The organism is Microbacterium sp. Ru50, from assembly GCF_002920555.1.
Lineage (GTDB): Bacteria > Actinomycetota > Actinomycetes > Actinomycetales > Microbacteriaceae > Microbacterium > Microbacterium arborescens.
Map to the genome: position 1 here is coordinate 696748 of NZ_PQSV01000001.1, position 14362 is coordinate 711109.

Below are 14362 nucleotides of genomic sequence, written 5' to 3' on the forward strand. Positions count from 1 at the left end.
CAGAAGGACGGATGCCGGAAGGCGGCCGGGCGTAGCCTGGGGACGTGACCGAAGCGACCACCGACATCCGTTCGATTCCGTTCTCCTCCGCCGACGGCACCCCCACCACGCTCGACGACCTCGGCGACGGCGTTCTGCTCGTCGTCAACGTCGCCTCCAAGTGCGGTCTCACGCCCCAGTACGAGCAGCTCGAGCAGCTGCAGCGCACGTACGGCGAGCGCGGCCTGCAGGTGATCGGATTCCCCTGCAACCAGTTCATGGGTCAGGAGCCCGGCTCGGTGGACGAGATCCTCGACTACTGCGCGATGACCTGGGGAGTGAGCTTCCCCATCATGGACAAGATCCGGGTCAACGGCTCGCACGCCGCACCGCTCTACAAGGCGCTGAAGAAGATCCGCAACGAGGAGGGCGCACGCGGCCCGGTGATGTGGAACTTCGAGAAGTTCGTGATCACGCCCGGCGGCGAGGTGCACCGCTTTCGGCCGCAGACCAAGCCCGACGCGCCGGAGATCGTCGCGGTGATCGAGGCGAACCTGCCGCGCTGACTCGCCGGCGCTCGCGGACGGGGCTCAGCTCGCGGTCTCGACGCCGTTGCGCTCCGCCCACACCTGTCGGGCGATCTGGGCGAAAGCCTCGGCGGGCTGCGCCCCCGAGACGCCGTAGCGACCGTCGATGACGAAGAACGGCACCCCGTTGATGCCGTACGCGCGCGCCTGATCCTGGTCGGCGCGGACGGCCGGCAGGTGCTCCCCCGATTCGAGCGCCGCCCGGATGGCGTCGCGGTCGAGACCGACCTCAGCCGCGAGCTCGACCAGCTCGTCGATGCGGCCCACATGGCGACCCTCGGTGAAGTAGGCCGCCATCAGGCGCTCGGCCATCTCGTGCTGACGCCCCTCCGCCTTTGCGGCGTGCAGCAGCTCGTGCGCCTTGACGGTGTTCGTGTGCTGGAGGATGTCGAAGTGGTAGTCCAGGCCCGCATCCTTCGCGACGCCGGTGACGTTCTCGAGCATCTGCTGCACCTGCTCGCGCGGCATCCCCTTGTGGCTCGACAGGAAGTCGAGCTCGTCGCCTTCGAAGTCGACGGGGGTGTCGGGCGAGAGCTCGAACGAATGGAAGGTCACCTCCACGCGCGGAGCGTCCTCGTCATCCGCCGTGGCCGCCAGGCCCGACTCGAGGTTGCGCTTGCCGATGTAGCACCACGGGCAGGCGATGTCGCTCCACACGTCGATCTTGATTGCGTCCGTCACACCGGGTGCAACGTCCCGGCGCGCGCGAGCTATTCCCGCGACCGCGTCACGCGGTCGGAGCGTCGACGGCGCCGCCGAAGCGGCGGTCGCGCGAGAGATAGAGCTGGATCGCGCCCCACAGGTCCGATCGCGAGAAGTCGGGCCACAGGGTGTCGAGGAACACCATCTCGGCGTACGCCGCCTCCCACAGGAGGAAGTTCGAGGTCCGCTGCTCCCCGCTCGAGCGGATGAACAGATCGACGTCGGGCATGTCGGGCACGTAGAGGTGCCGGCGCAGGGCCTTCTCCGTGATCGCGGAGGGCTTCATCCGGCCCGCGGCGATCTGCTCGCCCATCGCGCGCATGGCGTCGATGATCTCGTGACGCCCGCCGTAGTTGACGCACATCGTGAGCGTGAGCACGTGGTTGTCGCGAGTGAGCTGCTCGGCGTACTGGAGCTCGGAGATGACCGATCCCCACAGGCGCGGCTTTCGCCCTGCCCACCGCACGCGCACGCCCCATTCGTTGAGCTGGTCGCGACGGCGATGGAGGACGTCGCGGTTGTACCCCATCAGGAAGCGCACCTCGTCGGGCGACCGAGACCAGTTCTCGGTCGAGAACGCGTACACGCTCAAGTGTTTGACCCCGGCCTGGATGGCGCCGGCGACGACGTCGAGCAGCACCTCCTCGCCGGCGCGGTGGCCCTCGATGCGCGTGAGGCCACGGCGATTGGCCCAGCGTCCGTTGCCGTCCATGACGATCGCGACGTGATTCGGAACGCCGCCCCGCGGGAACGCCGGCGGGTACACCCCGGTCCAGTCGAGGGGGCGATAGGGAACCGCGTCGCGGTGCGTGTACGGCTTGGGACTCATCGGTTCGAGCCTAGGCGGTCGAGCCGTGCGGCATCACAGGTGTCAGCGCGCCGCGCCGATGTGGCCGAGCGATCGGATGCCGCGCTCGAGGTGCCACTGGGCATAGGCCGCGATCAGCCCCGATGCGGCGTTGGCTGTGCCGGGGCTGCCCGCATCGACGGTCTCCCACTCTCCGGCGATGAGGGCGCGCAGGCGCGCTCCGGTTTCGGGGGCGATGCGGGCCGACCCCGCGGGCGCGCACGCGTCGCACACCGATCCGCCGAGGGGCGCGACGAAACCGTCGTGGGGGCCTGGACGCCCGCAGCGCGCGCAGGCGTCGAGCGACGGCGCCCAGCCCGAGAGCGCCATGGCTCTGAGGAGGTACGAGTCGAGCACGGCGCGGCTGTCGTGGTCGCCGCGCGCGAGGGCGCGAAGCCCACCGACGAGAAGCAGATACTGCTGCGGCGTGGTCTCGGCCTCGTTCAGACGATCGGCGGCCTCGACCATCGCGGACGCCGAGGTGTAGCGGTCGTAGTCCGTCGCGATGTCGGCACCGTAGGAGCCGAGCGACTCGGCCTGCTGCACGATGTCGAGCGAGCGCCCTTTGTACATCTGGACGTCGGCGACCATGAACGGCTCCAGTCGCGCACCGAACCGGGACGACGTGCGCCGCACGCCTTTCGCGACGCCGCGCAGCTTGCCGTGCCGCCGGCTGAGCATCGTGACGATGCGATCCGCCTCGCCCAGCTTGTGGGTGCGCAGGATCACGACCTCGTCGCGGTAGGTGGGCACTCTTCAATTATCGCGCCGACCGACGACAATGGTTCCGTGGCGCAGTCTCAGTTCGTGATCCCGCTCTGGGCGGATCTGACCGCCGTCGGGCTCGGCGGGGTTCAGGGCGCCCTTTTCGCTTCCGGATTCGTCGGCAAACAGCGGCTCGATCCACTCGGGGTCGTGATCATCGGCATCCTGATCGGGATGGGCGGCGGTCTCATTCGCGATCTGCTCCTGGGCGTGCAGCCTGTCACGCTGCAGAGCAACTGGTATCTCATCACCGCGACCTCGGCCGCGCTGGTCGGCATGCTGCTGTCGAACCTGTTCCAACGGCTCAACGCCGTCATCATCGGTCTCGACGCCGTCGTCATCGGCATGTTCGGGGCGTTCGGGACGAGCAAGGCCCTCGTGCTCGGGCTGCCGATCGTCCCCGCGATCTTCATCGGCTCCTGCGCCGCCGTCGGCGGCAGCATGCTGCGCGACGTCATCCTCGGACTCCCCGTCGCCATCATGCACGTCGGCTCGCTCTATGCGATCGCGGCCGCCGCCGGGTGCGCGGTGCTCGCCGGAGCGTCGGCGCTGGGCGCGCCCATCGTGGCCGCTGCCATCGTGGGCATCGCGGTGACCACCGTCATCCGCCTGCTCGCGGTCGTCTTCGACATCTCTCTGCCCGAGCAGCGCGCCTTGCACCGGCGCAAGGTCGCGGCGGAGACGGCGTCGATCCCGATCGTCAAACCGTGAGACCGCGGGGGCGGCGAACGCACCCCGCGAAACGACGAAGGCCCCGCCGGAGCGGGGCCTTGATCGAAGAACGGCTTACTTGGAGCCGAAGTTCTTGAAGCGCTGGTTGAACTTCTCGACGCGGCCGGCCGAGTCCATGATGCGCTGCTTGCCCGTGTAGAACGGGTGCGAGGCGGACGAGATCTCGACGTCGATGACCGGGTAGGTCTCGCCGTCCAGCTCGATCGTCTTGTCGCTCGAGACCGTCGAACGGGTCAGGAACGTCTCGCCGGAGCCGAGGTCGCGGAAAACGACGGCGCGGTACTCGGGGTGAATGTCAGTCTTCATGGGATTCCTTACGTGGTGCCCTGGATTTTGCCAGGGCGAGGGAAGTCTGCGATGCGTCTGCACCGAAGAGCGATCCTACCAGGTTCAGGATGAGGCCCGAGCCGCGTAGCGTCCGCGCTCCTCGCTGAGCGCAATGGACAGCCCGAACGTCTCGGTGAGGTTCTCGGCGGTGAGCGTCTCGGCCAGCGGACCGGCGGCGACGACGCCGCCCTCGCGCAACAGGAGCACGTGGGTGAACCCGACCGGGATCTCTTCGACGTGGTGCGTCACCATGATCATCGCGGGCGTGGTGGGCGCCTGGGCGTAACCGCCGAGGAGAGCGAGCAGTTCCTCGCGGGCGCCGAGGTCGAGGCTCGCCGTCGGCTCGTCGAGGAGCAGCAGCTCGGGGTCGGTCATGACGGCGCGGGCGATCTGGACGCGCTTCTGCTCGCCGTCCGAGAGCGTGCCGAAGGTCCGCTCGGCGAGTCCGTCGAGCTTCCACTCGGCGAGCACGCGCATCGCGCGTCGCTCGTCGATGTCCTCGTACTCCTCACGCCACCGCCCGGTCACGGCGTACGCCGCCGTGAGGACCACGTCGAGCACGGTCTCTTCGGCCGGGATGCGCCGGGCCATCGCCGACGAGGCGAATCCGATGCGCGGGCGCAGCTCGAACACGTCGGTCCGCCCGAGGCGCTCCCCCAGGATCTCGACGCTTCCCGAGGTGGGGTGGAGGAGGCTCGCCGCGAGCTGCAGCACCGTCGTCTTGCCCGCGCCGTTGGGCCCGAGCACCACCCAGCGCTGATCATCGGAAACCGACCAGTCGACCCGGTCGATGATGTTCCGGGCGTTTCGGCGGACGACGACGTCGGAGAACTCCAGGACCTGCGGCATGGGTTCAGCCTAGCGGCCGAGCCCCGCCACTCTCGCGTACAACGCGGCGGTCTCGTCGGCGATCGCCGACCAGCTGAACGAGCTGGCGGCACGCTCGCGGCCCGCGGCGCCGTAGCGTCGCGCCGTGTCGGGATCCGAGACGACCTCGGTGAGCGTGGCCGCCAGATCGGCGACGAACTTCTCGGGATCCAGCGGGGTACCGGTGCCGTCGTCGGACTGCTCGATCGGCACGAGGCGCCCGGTCTCGCCGTCGACGACGACTTCCGGGATGCCGCCGGTCGCGGTCCCGACAACGGCGGCCCCGCACGCCATTGCCTCGAGGTTGACGATGCCGAGCGGCTCGTAGACCGACGGGCAGACGAAGGTCGTGGCTGCCGTCAGGATCGCGCAGAGCTCGTCGCGCGGGAGGAACTCCTCGATCCAGACGACCCCGGAGCGCGCGGCCTGCAGCTCGCGCACGAGGCCCTGCACCTCGGCCATGATCTCCGGCGTGTCGGGCGCTCCCGCGCAGAGGACGACCTGCACGTCGGCGGGAAGCAGGCGCGCGGCCCGCAGAAAGTACGGCAGGCCCTTCTGCCGCGTGATGCGTCCGACGAAGACCACGGAGGGGCGGGTGGGGTCGATGCCGTGGCGTTCGAGGACGGCGGGATCGTCGACCGGCCGCCACGACTCGACGTCGATGCCGTTGTAGATCACCGACACCTTCTCGGGATCGAGATCGGGATAGCTGCGCAGGATGTCGCGGCGCATTCCGTCGCTCACGGCGATGACGGCCGCCGCGTTCTCGTAAGCGGTCTTCTCGATGTAGCTCGACACGGCGTAGCCCCCGCCGAGCTGCTCGGCCTTCCACGGCCGCAGCGGCTCGAGCGAGTGAGCCGTGACGACGTGCGGGATGCCGTGGAGGAGCGAGGCGAGGTGCCCGGCGAAGTTGGCGTACCAGGTGTGGCTGTGCACGACGTCCGCGCCGGCGACGTCTCCGACGATCTCGAGATCGGTCCCGAGCGTCTGGAGCGCGGCGTTGGCGTCGCTCAGCCCGACGGGGGTGGCGTAGGAGGTCGTGTCCGGCTCGTCCCGGTCCGCTCCGAAGGCCCGGACCTGCACCTCCATCGTCTCGCGCAGGGCGCGGACGAGCTCGGTGACGTGCACCCCCGCTCCGCCATAGATCGCGGGAGGATACTCCTTCGAGACGATGTCTACACGCATGGGTCGAACGCTAGTACAGGAGCGTTCGACGGGCCTAGTGTGGTGCCATGCCAGCAGCGCCCAAGGTCTTCGGAATCGTTCTCGCGGGCGGGGAGGGTAAGCGCCTGATGCCGTTGACGGTGGATCGCGCCAAGCCCGCGGTCCCGTTCGGCGGCCAGTACCGCCTGATCGACTTCGCGATCTCGAACCTCATCAACTCGGGCCTGCGCCAGGTCGTCGTCCTGACCCAGTACAAGTCGCACAGCCTCGACCGTCACGTCTCGCAGACCTGGCGGATGTCGGCGCTGCTCGACTCGTACGTAGCCTCGGTTCCCGCCCAGCAGCGCCTGGGCAAGCGGTGGTTCTCGGGCTCGGCCGATGCGATCCTCCAGTCGCTGAACCTCATCAACGATGAGAAGCCCGACATCGTCGTCGTGATCGGAGCCGATCACGTCTACCGCATGGACTTCCGTCAGATGCTCGACGCCCACCTCGCCTCGGGCGCCCGGGCGACGGTGGCCGGCATCCGCCAGCCGATCGGCCTGGCCAACCAGTTCGGCGTCATCGACGTCGACCCCGCCGACGAGACCCGGATCCGCGCCTTCCTCGAGAAGCCCCAGGACCCCACCGGGCTGCCCGACTCGCCGCACGAAGTGCTGGCCTCGATGGGCAACTACATCTTCGACACCGACGCCCTCATCGAGGCGGTCGAGGCCGACGGCGAGCTGCCGACGTCGAATCACGACATGGGCGGCGACATCATCCCCTACTTCGTCGACCGCGGCGAGGCCGCCGTCTACGACTTCAAGCGCAACGACGTGCCCGGGTCGACCCCGCGCGACCGCAACTACTGGCGCGACGTCGGCACGATCGAGTCGTTCTTCGACGCCCACATGGACCTCATCTCGACGTTGCCGATCTTCAACCTGTACAACACCGACTGGCAGATCCACTCGCAGGCAGTGAACTCGCCGCCCGCGAAGTTCGTCCGCGACAGCGTCGGGCGCATGGGCAACGCGATCGACTCGATCGTCTCTCTCGGCTCCGTGCTGTCGGGCACCCATCTCGAGCGCAGCGTCGTCGGCCCGTGGACGCTCTCCGGAGGCGGTGCGACGATCACCGACTCGGTGCTGTTCGACTACGTCAGCGTCGGCGCCGGGGCACGTGTGCACCGGGCGATCCTCGACAAGAACGTGGTGCTCGAAGACGGCGCCACGGTCGGTGTCGACCGCGAACGCGACCTCGCCCGCGGCTTCACCGTGACCGACACCGGCATCACCGTCGTCGGCAAGAACGCGCGCGTCGAACGCTGACGCGCGTTCCCGCTAGCGTGGTGGTCATGCCCCACGCGCGTTTCCTCGTCGTCTTCGATGCCGACTCGACCCTCCTGCGCAACGAGGTCATCGAACTCATCGCCGACGAAGCGGGACGCGGGGCGGAGGTCGCCGCCGCGACGGAGGCGGCGATGCGCGGCGAGGTCGATTTCGCGTCGAGTCTGCGTTCACGCGTCGCGCAGCTCGCGGGTGTTCCGCTCACGGCCTTCGAGCGGGTGCGGTCGCGCGTCGAGCCGACACCGGGCGCGCGTGAGCTGATCGCGGCGATCCACGAGCGCGGCGGCGCGGCCGCCGTCGTCTCCGGGGGCTTCCACGAGGTGCTCGACCACATCGCTCCCGGCTTGGGGGTCGACCTGTGGCGCGCCAATCGGCTGGGCTCCGACGGCGCGACGCTCGACGGCACGGTCGCGGGCGACATCGTCGACGCGGAGGCCAAAGCGGCGTCGCTGCGCGAATGGGCGCGCGGTCACGACGTCCCCCTCGCCCGGACCATCGCCATCGGCGACGGGGCGAACGATCTGCGGATGATGGCGGCTGCCGGCCTCGGCATCGCCTTCAACGCCAAGCCCGCGGTGCGCCGCCAGGCGGACCTCGTGGTCGGCCCGGTCGACCTGCGAGAGGTCATCGCGCTCCTCCCCTGACGCGAGGCTGTCGCCTGTCCGGCCCGAGCGCTACGGTCGGGTCATGCACGTGATCCTCATCCCGGGCCTCTGGCTCGACGCCTCGTCCTGGGACGACGTCGTCCCCGCCCTCCGCGATGCGGGGCATCACCCGAACGCCCTCACGATGCCCGGCGTCGGCGACACCGCCGGAGCGGTCTCGACGACCCTCCGCGACTGGGTCGACGCCGTGGTCGCCCGCATCGACGACCTCCCCGGCCAGCTCGCCCTCGTGGGGCACAGCGGCGGCGGGAACGTCGCGTGGGCGGCCGCCGACCGGCGCCCCGATCGCATCGCGCGGGTCGTCCTCGTCGACACCCTCCCGCCCGCGCCCGGCGCCGAGATCTCGGCGTTCCCGGTCGCCGACGGCGTCGTGCCGTTTCCCGGTTGGGAGTTCTTCGACGAGCCGGATATCGCCGACCTCGACGACGACACGCGCTCCCGGTGGGCGGCCCGCACGCACCCGGTTCCGGCAGCGGTGCCGACCGATGCGGTCGATCTCGACGACGCTCGCCGTCACTCCATCCCGGTGACCGTCCTGTCGGGCTCGGCCGACGAACCCGGAATCCGCGAGATGCTGGCGGCCTGGCCGCCCTTCCTCGCCGAGTTCGAGGCGCTCGAGGACGTCACGGTCGTCGAGCTCGGCTCAGGCCACTGGCCCCAGTTCTCGCAGCCCGATCGACTCGCGCGCGAGATCGTCGCCGCGCTCTCCTGACGCTCGCCGCCGCGTCAGTGCCCCATTCCGAGACCGCCGTCGACCGGGATGACGGCACCGGAGATATAGGCCGCGTCATCCGAGGCGAGCCAGGCCACGGCCCCGGCGACCTCGGCGGATGAGCCGTAACGACCCGCCGGAATGCTGCGCTTGTACTCCGCCTGCGTCTCTTCGGGAAGAGCCGCGGTCATGTCCGTCTCGATGAATCCCGGGGCGACGACGTTCGCCGTGATGCCGCGGGCGCCGAGCTCGCGGGTGAGCGAACGGGCGAATCCCACGAGTGCCGCCTTCGACGACGAGTAGTTGATCTGTCCTGCTGAGCCGAACAGGCCGACGACGCTCGAGATGAGGATGACGCGACCCCACTTGGCCCGCAGCATGCCCTTCGACGCCCGCTTGACGACACGGAAGGCGCCGCCGAGGTTGGTCGCGACGACCGAGTCGAAGTCATCCTCGGTCATACGGAGCAGGAGCGTGTCCTTCGTGATGCCGGCATTCGCGACGACGACCTCGACCGGACCGAGCTCGCTCTCGACCTGAGTGAACGCGGCGTCGATCGATGCAGCGTCCGTCACGTCCGCCCGGACGGTCAGCGCACCCTCGGGTCCCTCACCCGAACGGGCCGTCACCGCGACGCGGTGGCCTTCGGCGATGAAGCGCTCCGCGATCGAGCGGCCGATGCCGCGATTGCCTCCGGTGACGAGAACGACTCGGGACGTGGACATACGACTCTCCTGTGTCTGCGGCGGGAACCTCGCAAGCCTAACCGCAGCGCGCCCGACGGCCGCGAACGATAAGCTGGCGGCCCGACGTCGACGAGGAGCAGATGTGAGCGACCAGCCCCAGCCGCAGCAGCCGTACCCCGCGCCCGGGCAGCCCGCCTCCGGCGCACCCACCCCGCCCCCGGCGCCGCCGTACGCCAACCCGCCGCAGCAGGCTTACCAGCCCGCGGGCTACCCCGCGCCCGCCTACGGCTACGGCGGCGGCTACCCCCAGCAGAAGACGAACACGCTCGCGATCGTGTCGATGATCGCCTCGATCGTGGGCTTCATCTGGCTCCTGCCCGTCATCGGGTCGATCGCGGGCGTCATCATGGGCCACATCTCGCTGTCCCAGATCAAGCGGACGAACGAGAAGGGCCGCGGCATGGCGATCGCGGGCCTCATCGTCGGCTACGCCGGGCTCGCCCTGGCGGTCATCGGCATCATCGCCTTCGCCGCCTTCATCGGCTGGGCCATCGAGCAGGACAGCTACAGCACCTACTCGTCGAGCTTCTGAGACCGGCCTCCCCCGGCCCCGCGGGCGTATCCTTGATGCACCGTGAAGCATCAGCCCGCCACCCCGTCGGCGACCTCGCTCCCGCGAGCCCCGCACGACGACTCGAACCGTCGCATGACGAAGTACTTCATCATGATGGCGGTACGCGTGGTGTGCTTCGTCCTCATGGTCGTCATCACCCCCTACGGCTGGCACACGGCGGCCTTCGCGGTCGGAGCGGTGTTCCTGCCGTACATCGCCGTCGTGATCGCGAACGTGGGAGACGATGTGCGGGAGCCCGCTGCCGTCTCGCCCCTCGCAGCGCTCCCCGAGCACCCCGACGAAACCGCGCGCGAGCCGCAGGCGCCTGCGAAACCGACCGTCATCGAGATCCGGGAGTCACGGCCGGAGTGAACGACATCGAGTGCTCCCGCGCCGGATGCCGCGCGTCGGCACGGTGGCGGGTCATCTGGCGCAACCCCCGCATCCACGCCGCCGACCGGCGGAAGATCTGGGTGGCGTGCGACGACCACGTCGCATACCTGCGCGAGTTCGTCGCGGCGCGGGACTTCCCCGTCAGCGTGGAGCGTCTCGTCGTGGACACGACCGAGGCGGGCGCATCATGAGAGGTAAGACCGCCCTGCGTTGGACCGGCTATGTCGCCGTCGCCATCGCCTTCGCGATCGCCTGCGCCTACCTGTCGAACTGGCAGTTCACGCGCAACGAGGAGCGGAGCGCGCAGCTCGAGCTCGTCGAGCGGAACTACGACGCCGATCCCGCGGCGCTGTCGGAGATCCTCCCGTCCGGGACCGAGTTCGATCCGGCCGACGAGTGGCACCCCGTGGAGCTCATCGGCCGATACCGGGCCGACGACCAGGTGCTGGTGCGCAACCGCCCCCACGGAGGCACCTCCGCCTTCGAGGTGCTCGTGCCGTTCGAGACGACGGACGGACGGATCTTCATCGTCGATCGCGGCTGGGTACCCCCGGCATCCGACAGCCCCGAACCCGCCGCGATCGCCGCACCGCCCTCGGGCACGGTGACGGTGGTCGCTCGCCTCAAGCCCGCCGAGGCGGCGCCCACCTCGGGGCGGTCGGCCCCCGACGGTCAGGTCCCGACGATCAACGTCGACCTCGTCGCCGACGAAGCCCGCCTGACCGGCGATGTCGTGACATCGGCATACGGGCTCCTCGTCTCGGAGGATCCCGCGCCGGCCGACGGTCTCGGTGCCATGCCGATCCCGTCCGAGGACCCGGGACCGCACCTGTCGTACGCGATCCAGTGGATCCTGTTCGCGATCATGGGCTTCGTCTTCATCTGGTACATGATCCGCACCGAGCGCCGGCACCGACGTGAGGACGAAGAGGATGCTGCGGCCGCCGCGCTCGCAGCGCCCGAGGCAGCCGAATCACCGGCGCCCGCGGCCACGGCATCCGGCTTGGGTGAGGCGTCCGTCGTCCCGGCGAGCCTCCGGCGCCGCCGCGACGTGAAGCGCGACCGTGACATGGAGGACGAGGACGCGATCCTCGACTCGACGCGCAGCTGATCGCGCCCCGGGCCGTCAGGCCAGGGTGATGAGCTCGAGGTAGTCGCGTCCCCAGATGTCCTCGACGCCGTCGGGAAGGATCAGCACACGCTCGGGATTGAGCGCCTCGACGGCGCCCTCATCGTGCGACACCAAGACGACGGCGCCCTCGTAGTGAGCGAGCGCGCCGAGGATCTCGTCGCGTGACGCGGGATCGAGGTTGTTGGTCGGCTCGTCGAGCAGCAGCATGTTGGCCGACGAGACGACGAGGGTCGCTAGCGACAGACGGGTCTTCTCGCCGCCGGAGAGCACCCCGGCGGGCTTGAGCACGTCGTCCCCGGTGAACAGGAACGATCCGAGCACCTTGCGCGCCTCGGTCTCGGTGATGTCGGGCGCGGCAGACATCATGTTCTGGAGCACCGACCGCGCCACATCGAGGTTCTCGTGCTCCTGCGCGTAATAGCCGATGCGAAGGCCGTGCCCGGGCTCGAGCACGCCCGTGTCGGGCTGGTCCACGCCCGCGAGGATGCGCAGCAGCGTCGTCTTGCCGGCACCGTTGAGACCGAGGACGACGACCTTCGACCCGCGGTCGATGGCGAGATCGACGTCGGTGAAGATCTCCAGCGAACCGTACGACTTCGACAGCCCCGACGCCATGAGGGGCGTCTTCCCGCAGGGGGCGGGCTTGGGGAAGCGCAGCTTCGCGACGCGATCTTCCTGGCGAACCTCGTCGAGACCCGAGAGGAGCTTCTCGGCGCGCGCCACCATCTGATGCGCGGCTGCTGCCTTGCTCGCCTTCGCGCCGAAGCGGGCCGCCTGCTGCTGCAGGGCGGTCGCCTTCTTCTCGGCGTTGGCGCGCTCCTTCTTGCGACGCTCCTCATCCGCGACGCGCTGGCGCAGGTAGTTCTTCCAGTTCATGTTGTAGACGTCGATGACCTGACGCATGGCGTCGAGGTAGAAGACGCGATTCACGGTCTCGCCGACGAGTTCGACGTCGTGGCTGATGACGATCAGGCCGCCCTTGTACCCCTTGAGGAACTCCCGCAGCCACACGACGCTGTCGGCATCGAGGTGGTTCGTCGGCTCGTCGAGGATCATCGTCTGCGCGTCCGAGAACAGGATGCGGGCCAGCTCGATGCGCCGCCGCTGCCCACCGGAGAGTGTCTTCAGCGGCTGATCGAGGATGCGGTCGGGCAGCGACAGATTATGGGCGATCGATGCGGCCTCGGCCTCGGCCGCGTAACCGCCGAGCGCTTCGAACCGCTCCATGAGATTGCCGTACCGGCGCATGGCCTTGGCCGCCGCGGCTTCGTCATCCGAACCCATCTCGAGCGACGCGCTCTGCATCTCCACCGCGATCGTGCCGAGGCCGCGGGCGTCGAGGATGCGCGTGCGTGCGAGCATCTCCGGGTCACCCGAGCGCGGGTCCTGCGGCAGGTAGCCGAGCTCGCCCGAGCGTTCGACCTTGCCGTCGCTGGGCAGCAGGTCGCCGGCGAGCACCTTGGTCAGAGTGGTCTTGCCGGCGCCGTTGCGACCGACGAGTCCGATCTTGTCTCCGTCGGAGACGCGGAAGGACACGTCCGACATCAGCGTGCGCGCGCCCACGCGGATTTCGAGGTCGTGCACGGCGAGCACAGCGATCGTCCAATCGTCAGGAACAGGGAGGGGCGGCCGAACGGCCAGCCTCTCATCCTACTCGGTGTCGGCGCGGCCGTTCCTCGAGCTGCCGAGAACCACGCGGTGCGGCACCTTCAGTCCGGCTGCAGCGGATTGGCGGGATGCGCGCCGCGGACGTAAAGTAAGCCTGCCCTTACTCACCTCTCCTCTGGAGGACACTGTGCCCCGCATCCGCACAGCCGCCGCAGCCCTCATCGCAGCCACGCTGCTCCTCGCCGGCTGCGGTTCCACCGCGGCTCCCGACTCGGCGCCCGCCGCTTCGAGCGACGCGTCGTCCGACGCTTTCCCCGTCACCATCGATCACGCGTTCGGACAGACGACGATCGAGAGCAAGCCCACGAGGGTCGCGACCGTCTCGTGGGGAAACCAGGAGGCCGCGCTCGCTCTGGGCGTCGTGCCCGTCGGCATGCCCGCGGTGACCTGGGGCGACGATGACGGCGACGGCATCCTCCCCTGGGTGAAGGACAAGCTCGACGAGCTCGGCGGCGAGACGCCCGTCCTCTTCGACGAGGCCGAGGGCATCGACTTCGAGGCCGTCGCCGACACCCAGCCCGACGTCATCCTCGCCGCCTACTCAGGGCTGACGCAGGACGACTACGACACCCTGAGCAAGATCGCCCCGGTGGTGGCGTACCCCGACATCGCCTGGGGCACCAGCTGGCAGGAGCTCACCGTCATGAACGGCACGGCCCTCGGGCTCAAGGACGAGGCGGAGACCCTCGTCGACGACCTGACCGCACACCTGAACGATCTGACGGGCGCGTACCCCGACATCGCCGGCAAGACGACGCTGTTCAGCTCGTTCGACGCGACCGACCTGAGCCAGATCGGCTTCTACTCGACGGCCGACCCGCGCCCGCTCTTCCTCGAGGACCTGGGGCTGACCCCGGCGGCGACCGTCGCCGAGCAGTCGAAGGGCACCGACCAGTTCTGGATCACCAACAGCACCGAAGAGATCGAGCGATTCGCCGACCTGCAGGTGCTCGTGACCTACGGCGATGACACCACGCTCGCGGCGATGCAGGCCGACCCGCTGCTCTCGCGGATCCCCGCCGTCGCGTCGGGAGCCGTCGTCGTGCTGCCCGCGGCGAACGACCCGCTCGCTGCCGCCGCCAACCCCAGCCCCCTTTCGATCACCGATCCGCTGACCTCGGAGTACGTCGACATGATCGGTGCGGCTGCCGCGAAGGCGAGCTCGTGATCGCAGTCGACCTGCTCCGGATGC

Annotated in this window: 18 protein-coding genes; 10 read left to right on the top strand and 8 right to left on the bottom strand. The window is 69.4% G+C overall.

The genetic code is table 11. The features are described from left to right. Window positions 1–44 precede the first annotated feature (44 nt). The gene (locus C3481_RS03310) at window positions 45–545 is read left to right on the top strand and encodes a glutathione peroxidase (RefSeq protein WP_103840779.1); all 501 of its coding nucleotides are present in this window, start codon (window positions 45–47) and stop codon (window positions 543–545) included. A 24-nt stretch (window positions 546–569) separates the two neighbouring features. Here C3481_RS03310 and C3481_RS03315 read toward each other — a convergent pair whose 3' ends face one another. From C3481_RS03315 to recO, 3 genes are read right to left on the bottom strand one after another with little or no spacing between them, the layout of a single operon-like run. Next, a complete protein-coding gene (locus C3481_RS03315; protein WP_064956811.1) occupies window positions 570–1247 on the bottom strand; it encodes a DsbA family protein in 678 nt (225 codons plus the stop codon). Between the two features lie 46 nt (window positions 1248–1293). Further along, a complete protein-coding gene (locus C3481_RS03320) occupies window positions 1294–2097 on the bottom strand; it encodes an isoprenyl transferase (RefSeq protein WP_064956812.1) in 804 nt (267 codons plus the stop codon). Between the two features lie 42 nt (window positions 2098–2139). Continuing rightward, entirely contained in the window at window positions 2140–2868 is a 729-nt protein-coding gene (recO, locus tag C3481_RS03325) for a DNA repair protein RecO (RefSeq protein WP_023951403.1), read from the bottom strand. 36 nt (window positions 2869–2904) lie between these two features. On the opposite strand from recO, the gene C3481_RS03330 reads away from it, so the two are divergent. After that, on the top strand, window positions 2905–3591 hold the full coding sequence (locus C3481_RS03330; RefSeq protein WP_023951404.1) for a trimeric intracellular cation channel family protein: 687 nt from the start codon (window positions 2905–2907) through the stop codon (window positions 3589–3591). Between the two features lie 75 nt (window positions 3592–3666). On the opposite strand, the gene C3481_RS03335 is transcribed toward C3481_RS03330, so the two are convergent. From C3481_RS03335 to glgA, 3 genes are all read right to left on the bottom strand, one after another. After that, on the bottom strand, window positions 3667–3918 hold the full coding sequence (locus tag C3481_RS03335) for a type B 50S ribosomal protein L31 (protein WP_018186539.1): 252 nt from the start codon (window positions 3916–3918) through the stop codon (window positions 3667–3669). Between the two features lie 84 nt (window positions 3919–4002). Further along, window positions 4003–4788 (bottom strand): ABC transporter ATP-binding protein, encoded by a 786-nt coding sequence (locus C3481_RS03340; RefSeq protein ID WP_023951405.1) that lies wholly within the window; start codon window positions 4786–4788, stop codon window positions 4003–4005. Between the two features lie 9 nt (window positions 4789–4797). Then, complete coding sequence (glgA, locus tag C3481_RS03345; RefSeq protein ID WP_103840781.1) at window positions 4798–5991, bottom strand: glycogen synthase; 1194 nt, start codon at window positions 5989–5991, stop codon at window positions 4798–4800. A gap of 47 nt (window positions 5992–6038) precedes the next feature. On the opposite strand from glgA, the gene glgC reads away from it, so the two are divergent. Genes glgC through C3481_RS03360 form a run of 3 tightly spaced genes read left to right on the top strand, consistent with a single transcriptional unit; the run spans window position 6039 to window position 8678 of the window. After that, window positions 6039–7283 (top strand): glucose-1-phosphate adenylyltransferase, encoded by a 1245-nt coding sequence (gene glgC, locus C3481_RS03350; protein ID WP_088380347.1) that lies wholly within the window; start codon window positions 6039–6041, stop codon window positions 7281–7283. Window positions 7284–7309: 26 nt separating this feature from the next. After that, window positions 7310–7945: a phosphoserine phosphatase SerB gene (gene serB / locus C3481_RS03355; RefSeq protein WP_023951409.1), complete on the top strand. Its 636-nt coding sequence runs from the start codon at window positions 7310–7312 to the stop codon at window positions 7943–7945. 43 nt (window positions 7946–7988) lie between these two features. Next, window positions 7989–8678: an alpha/beta fold hydrolase gene (locus tag C3481_RS03360; RefSeq protein WP_103840782.1), complete on the top strand. Its 690-nt coding sequence runs from the start codon at window positions 7989–7991 to the stop codon at window positions 8676–8678. Window positions 8679–8692: 14 nt separating this feature from the next. Here the strand turns inward: C3481_RS03360 and fabG are convergent, their stop codons facing one another. Beyond that, complete coding sequence (gene fabG, locus C3481_RS03365) at window positions 8693–9403, bottom strand: 3-oxoacyl-ACP reductase FabG (protein ID WP_103840784.1); 711 nt, start codon at window positions 9401–9403, stop codon at window positions 8693–8695. A gap of 103 nt (window positions 9404–9506) precedes the next feature. On the opposite strand from fabG, the gene C3481_RS03370 reads away from it, so the two are divergent. The 4 genes from C3481_RS03370 to C3481_RS03385 are packed head-to-tail and all read left to right on the top strand — an operon-like array spanning window position 9507 to window position 11481. Next, a complete protein-coding gene (locus C3481_RS03370) occupies window positions 9507–9956 on the top strand; it encodes a DUF4190 domain-containing protein (RefSeq protein ID WP_023951415.1) in 450 nt (149 codons plus the stop codon). 42 nt (window positions 9957–9998) lie between these two features. Continuing rightward, window positions 9999–10349, top strand: coding sequence for a DUF3099 domain-containing protein (locus C3481_RS03375; RefSeq protein WP_064956816.1), 351 nt, complete (start codon window positions 9999–10001; stop codon window positions 10347–10349). Then, window positions 10346–10561 carry a hypothetical protein gene (locus tag C3481_RS03380; RefSeq protein WP_036304608.1) on the top strand — a complete coding sequence of 72 codons (216 nt, stop codon included), beginning with the start codon at window positions 10346–10348 and terminating at the stop codon, window positions 10559–10561. The genes C3481_RS03375 and C3481_RS03380 overlap by 4 nt, the downstream gene beginning before the upstream one ends. Continuing rightward, window positions 10558–11481: an SURF1 family protein gene (locus tag C3481_RS03385; protein WP_103840786.1), complete on the top strand. Its 924-nt coding sequence runs from the start codon at window positions 10558–10560 to the stop codon at window positions 11479–11481. The genes C3481_RS03380 and C3481_RS03385 overlap by 4 nt, the downstream gene beginning before the upstream one ends. Before the next feature lie 15 nt (window positions 11482–11496). Here the strand turns inward: C3481_RS03385 and C3481_RS03390 are convergent, their stop codons facing one another. Next, window positions 11497–13095 (bottom strand): ABC-F family ATP-binding cassette domain-containing protein, encoded by a 1599-nt coding sequence (locus C3481_RS03390; RefSeq protein ID WP_023951420.1) that lies wholly within the window; start codon window positions 13093–13095, stop codon window positions 11497–11499. 202 nt (window positions 13096–13297) lie between these two features. Here C3481_RS03390 and C3481_RS03395 point away from each other — a divergent pair, with 202 nt between their 5' ends. Continuing rightward, window positions 13298–14338 (top strand): iron-siderophore ABC transporter substrate-binding protein, encoded by a 1041-nt coding sequence (locus tag C3481_RS03395; RefSeq protein ID WP_064956818.1) that lies wholly within the window; start codon window positions 13298–13300, stop codon window positions 14336–14338. The last annotated feature ends 24 nt before the right edge of the window (window positions 14339–14362 follow it).

Excerpts from the sequence above, each read along its gene's own strand:
- C3481_RS03320 (WP_064956812.1), bottom strand. The coding sequence starts at position 2,097 with ATGAGTCCCAAGCCGTACACGCACCGCGACGCGGTTCCCTATCGCCCC.
- C3481_RS03335 (WP_018186539.1), bottom strand. The coding sequence starts at position 3,918 with ATGAAGACTGACATTCACCCCGAGTACCGCGCCGTCGTTTTCCGCGAC.
- C3481_RS03340 (WP_023951405.1), bottom strand. The coding sequence starts at position 4,788 with ATGCCGCAGGTCCTGGAGTTCTCCGACGTCGTCGTCCGCCGAAACGCC.
- glgA (WP_103840781.1), bottom strand. The coding sequence starts at position 5,991 with ATGCGTGTAGACATCGTCTCGAAGGAGTATCCTCCCGCGATCTATGGC.
- glgC (WP_088380347.1), top strand. The coding sequence starts at position 6,039 with ATGCCAGCAGCGCCCAAGGTCTTCGGAATCGTTCTCGCGGGCGGGGAG.
- serB (WP_023951409.1), top strand. The coding sequence starts at position 7,310 with ATGCCCCACGCGCGTTTCCTCGTCGTCTTCGATGCCGACTCGACCCTC.
- C3481_RS03360 (WP_103840782.1), top strand. The coding sequence starts at position 7,989 with ATGCACGTGATCCTCATCCCGGGCCTCTGGCTCGACGCCTCGTCCTGG.
- fabG (WP_103840784.1), bottom strand. The coding sequence starts at position 9,403 with ATGTCCACGTCCCGAGTCGTTCTCGTCACCGGAGGCAATCGCGGCATC.
- C3481_RS03385 (WP_103840786.1), top strand. The coding sequence starts at position 10,558 with ATGAGAGGTAAGACCGCCCTGCGTTGGACCGGCTATGTCGCCGTCGCC.